The sequence below is a fragment of the Jannaschia pagri genome, assembly GCF_019655435.1.
Taxonomy (GTDB): Bacteria; Pseudomonadota; Alphaproteobacteria; order Rhodobacterales; family Rhodobacteraceae; genus Jannaschia; species Jannaschia pagri.
In genome coordinates, this window is sequence record NZ_BPFH01000015.1 from 1 (window position 1) to 4,534 (window position 4,534).

3 protein-coding genes are annotated in these 4,534 nt (G+C 69.4%); all 3 read left to right on the forward strand.

All coding sequences use genetic code 11. From position 1 onward, the window contains the following. Positions 1–487 (forward strand): (2Fe-2S)-binding protein (locus K5R33_RS18940; protein WP_255576531.1); only part of this gene is annotated, 487 nt, incomplete at its 5' end. 329 nt (positions 488–816) lie between these two features. Beyond that, on the forward strand, positions 817–3,183 hold the full coding sequence (locus K5R33_RS18945) for a xanthine dehydrogenase family protein molybdopterin-binding subunit (protein WP_220750652.1): 2,367 nt from the start codon (positions 817–819) through the stop codon (positions 3,181–3,183). Between the two features lie 350 nt (positions 3,184–3,533). Further along, positions 3,534–4,337, forward strand: a complete 804-nt coding sequence (locus K5R33_RS18950; protein ID WP_220750653.1) for an FAD binding domain-containing protein — start codon at positions 3,534–3,536, stop codon at positions 4,335–4,337. Positions 4,338–4,534: the final 197 nt, after the last annotated feature.

Genomic DNA, 4,534 nt, shown 5'->3' on the forward strand with positions numbered 1-4,534 from the left:
GCTTACGGTGAATGGAGTTGAGCGTTTTGGCTTGTCGGAGGGTCGGACGTTATTGGTTGATTTTTTGCGTGAGGAGTTGCGTCTGACGGGGGCGCATGTGGGGTGTGATACGTCTCAGTGTGGGGCCTGTTTGGTGCATGTGGACGGGGCGCCTGTGAAGGCGTGTACGGTTCTGGCGCAGGATGTGGCGGGCTCTGAGGTGACGACGATCGAGGGGATGGCCAATGGGGATGGCTCGCTGGGGGTGATCCAGCAGGCGTTCCAGGACCATCACGGGTTGCAATGCGGGTTCTGCACGCCGGGCATGGTGATGGCGACGGCGGCCCTGTTGAAGGAGAACCCGAAGCCCACCGAGGCCGATGTGCGCCAGTACCTTGAGGGCAACATCTGCCGCTGCACGGGCTACCACAACATCGTCAAGGCGGTGATGGCGGCCTCTGGCCAAGAGGTTGCGGCGCCCGCCGAGGCGGCGGTGGCCGCGGAATAGGCTTGGGCGGCGGGCCGAGGCCCAAGCGGGCTGAGGCGCGGCGGTCCGGGGGGTGCCCTGGGCCGATGCCTCCGCCGGGCGCCCCCCGGGGATCCGGGGCCGGTTTGGGCCAGCGCCTCCCCCGCGCTCGGCTTGACCGCCGACACCAGGCGCGAGGCTCGACCGGGACAGGCCCTGCCGTAGGGCGCCCCCGCCAAGGCCGATCCGGGCCGAGGCCCACGGGGGACCGACACGATCCCACCCCGCACCGGGGCGGTGACGAGATGACAACAGACCAAGGCAGGCCGGACCCCAGGGAGGGGGCCGCCGCCCCAGGGAGGAGACACCAGATGCCCAAGGACACCCATATCGGCGCAAGCCCCAAGCGGCGCGAGGACCTGCGCTTTTTGACGGGGCGCGGCCGCTACAGTGACGACATCGCCATGCATGGCCAGACGGCGGCGGTCTTTGCCCGCTCCGAAGTGGCGCACGGGCGCATCGTCTCTATCGACACCTCTGCGGCCGAGGCCATGGAGGGCGTGCTGGCGGTCTTCACCGGCGAGGACTTCGTTGAGGTGGGGGGCAACCCCGCCGGCTGGCTCATCAACAGCCGCGATGGCTCGCCCATGAAGGAGCCCAAGCGCCCGGTGCTGGCCCATGGCAAGGTGCGCCACGTGGGTGACGCCTATGCCGCCGTCATCGCCGAGACCGAGGCCCAGGCCCAGGCCGCCGTGGAGGCCATCGAGGCCGAGATCGAAGAGCTGCCCGCCCTGGTGGACATGGCCGCGGCGCTCTCGGGCGACACCTATGTGCACGACGAGATCGAGACCAACCAGTGCTTCGACTGGGGCTGGATCGAGGACAACCGGGAGGCCACCGATGCCGCGATCCGGGGCGCCCACCACGTCACCACGCTGGAGCTGGTGAACAACCGCCTGGTGCCCAACGCCATGGAGCCGCGCTGCTCGCTGGCCACCTATGACCCGGCCCAGGATGCCTATACGCTGCACACCACCTCCCAGAACCCGCATCTGACGCGGCTTCTGATCTCGGCCTTCGTGCTGGGCATCCCCGAGAACAAGCTGACGGTGATCGCGCCCGACGTGGGCGGGGGCTTTGGCTCCAAGATCTACCACTACGGCGAGGAGGCCCTGGTGCTGGCGGCGGCCAAGCGCATCGGGCGTCCGGTCAAATGGACCGCCGGGCGGACCGAGGCCTTCCTGACCGACGCCCATGGCCGCGACCACGTCACCAAGATCGAACTGGCCCTGGACGAGGCGGGCAACTTCCTGGCCTTCCGCACCGAGACCCTGGCCAATGTGGGCGCCTATCTGTCGAACTTCTCGACGGCCACGCCGACCTTCCTGCACGGCACGCTGATGGCGGGGAACTACACGGTCCCGAACGTCTATGTGAACGTGAAGGCGGTGTTCACCAACACCGCGCCGGTGGATGCCTACCGGGGCGCGGGGCGGCCCGAGGCGACCTATTCCCTGGAGCGGGTGATCGACAAGGCCGCGCGGGAGCTGGGCCGCGACCCGATCGAGCTGCGCCGCCAGAACTTCATCAAGCCCGACCAATACCCCTTCGCCAGCGCCGCTGGCCTGGAATACGACGCGGGCAATTACGACGCGCTGATGGATCGGATGCAGGTGGTCGCCGACACGGCGGGCTTTGCCGCCCGGCGCGCCGAAAGCGAGGCGCGGGGCAAGCTGCGCGGCTTTGGCGTGAACGCCTATATCGAGGCCTGCGGCATTGCGCCCTCGAACCTGGTGGGGGTCCTGGGCTCCCGGGTGGGGCTCTATGATGCGGCCACCGTGCGGGTGAACGCCACCGGCAATATCTCGGTCATGGTGGGCGCCCACAGCCACGGGCAGGGGCACGAGACGGCCTTCCCCCAGGTGGTGTCGGACATGCTGGGCGTGGATCCGGCCAGCATCGACATCGTCCATGGCGACACCTCCAAGATCCCGTTTGGGATGGGCACCTACGGCTCGCGCTCGCTGGCCGTCTGCGGCTCGGCCGTGGTGCGCGCCACCGATAAGATCATTGCCAAGGCCAAGAAGATCGCCGCCCACATGCTGGAGGCCGCGGAGGCCGACATCACCCTGGAGGACGGCGTCTTCTCGGTGGCGGGCACCGACAAATCGGTCAGCTTCGGCGAGGTGGCGCTCAAGGCCTATATCCCCCACAACTTCCCCCTCGAAGACATCGAGCCGGGACTGGAGGAGACGGCCTTCTACGATCCGGCCAACTTCACCTACCCCTCGGGCGCCTATTGCTGCGAGGTGGAGGTCGACCCCGAGACCGGCGCGGTCGAGGTGATGTCCTTCGCCGCGGTCGATGACTTCGGCAATGTCATCAACCCGATGATCGTCGAAGGCCAGGTCCACGGCGGGCTGGCCCAGGGCATCGGCCAGGCGCTGATGGAGAACTGCGCCTACGACGCCGAGGGGCAGCTGCTGACGGCCAGCTACATGGATTACACCATGCCGCGCGCCCATGATTTGCCCATGTTCACGGTGGACCATTCCTGTGGCACGCCCTGCACCCACAACCCCCTGGGGGTGAAGGGCTGCGGCGAGGCCGGGGCCATCGGCTCTCCGCCCACGATCGTGAACGCGGTCCTGGATGCGCTGAACTCGGGTGGCCATCAGGTGGCGCATATCGACATGCCGCTGACCCCATCCAAGGTCTGGGGCGCCATGCAGGGCTGAGGCCAGAGGGGGGCGCCCGCGCTGACGCGCGGGCCACGCGCGGGGACCCCGCGCGCCCCCAGCCCAAGCCACCGCCCACAGACCCGGGGGGCATCGCAACCCGTCTTGGCCAGAGACCCCGGCGCGCCACCAACCGCCCCGGCCCCCGCCAAAGACCCGCGCCCCCCATCGTCTCGGCGGCCCCACCCATAAGGGGCAGGCCCCAGGGCCTCCCCACCCGGACCAGAACAGGGCCCGCCCAAGCCCCTTCTTCTCGGCCCAAATACTCATAGCGCGGCCCATCCGCCCGCGCCGACACCAACAGGACCGGGCACCGCGCCCCGGCACGACACCCGACGGGAGATACGCCCATGTACGCCTTCGACCTCACCCGCCCCGCCACCATCCAGGAGGCCGTCGCCGCCCTGCAGGGCGACGATGCCCAACCGATCTCGGGCGGCCAAACCCTGCTGCCGACGATGAAGGCACGCCTCGCCTCCGCCGAGACGCTGGTCTCGCTGACCGGCGTCTCCGAGATGCGCGGCATCTGTACCGACGACCAGGGCCGCATCTGCATCGGCGGCGCCACGCCCCACGCCCAGGTGGCCGCCGAGGCCATGGCCTATCCGGCGCTGGCGGGGCTTGCCGGCCGCATCGGCGACCCGGCGGTGCGCAGCCGTGGCACCATCGGTGGCAGCCTGGCCAACAACGACCCCTCCGCCTGCTATCCGGCAGGCGCCCTGGCCTCGGGCGCGACCATCGTGGCCACCGGCCCGGGCGGCACCCGCGAGATCGCCGCCGACGACTACTTCCAGGGCATGTTCACAACCGCGCTGGACGAGGGCGAGATCGTCACCGAGGTCAAACTCCCCGTGCCCCAGGCGGCGGCCTACGAGAAGTTCCTACAACCCGCCTCGCGCTTCCCGCTGGTCGCGGCCTTCGTGGCCCGCTTTGCGGACGGCGTGCGCGTGGCCATCACCGGCGCCTCCGCCGACGGGGTCTTCCGCTGGAGCGAGGCCGAAGCCGCGCTCAGCGCCAACTTCTCCGCCGAGGCCCTGACCGACCTGGCCCTGCCGGACGCCGACAGCATGATCTCAGACCTCCACGGCACGGGCGCCTACCGTGCCCATCTGACCAAGGTCATGACCCAACGGGCCGTCAAAGCCGCCAGCTAACACCCGCCCCCAAACCCAAAGGGCGCCCCACCCAGGGCGCCCTTTTGCATGCCCCGCCCCACGCAGGATCAGGGCTCACAGCCAATCGATGCCCAACAGGGCCACAGCACGCACACAACAACACAGCCACTCCCCCAGTCGGAGCACACCGACGCCCCAAGGTCCCGAACGCACAGGCCCAAACGGCACCACAGAAC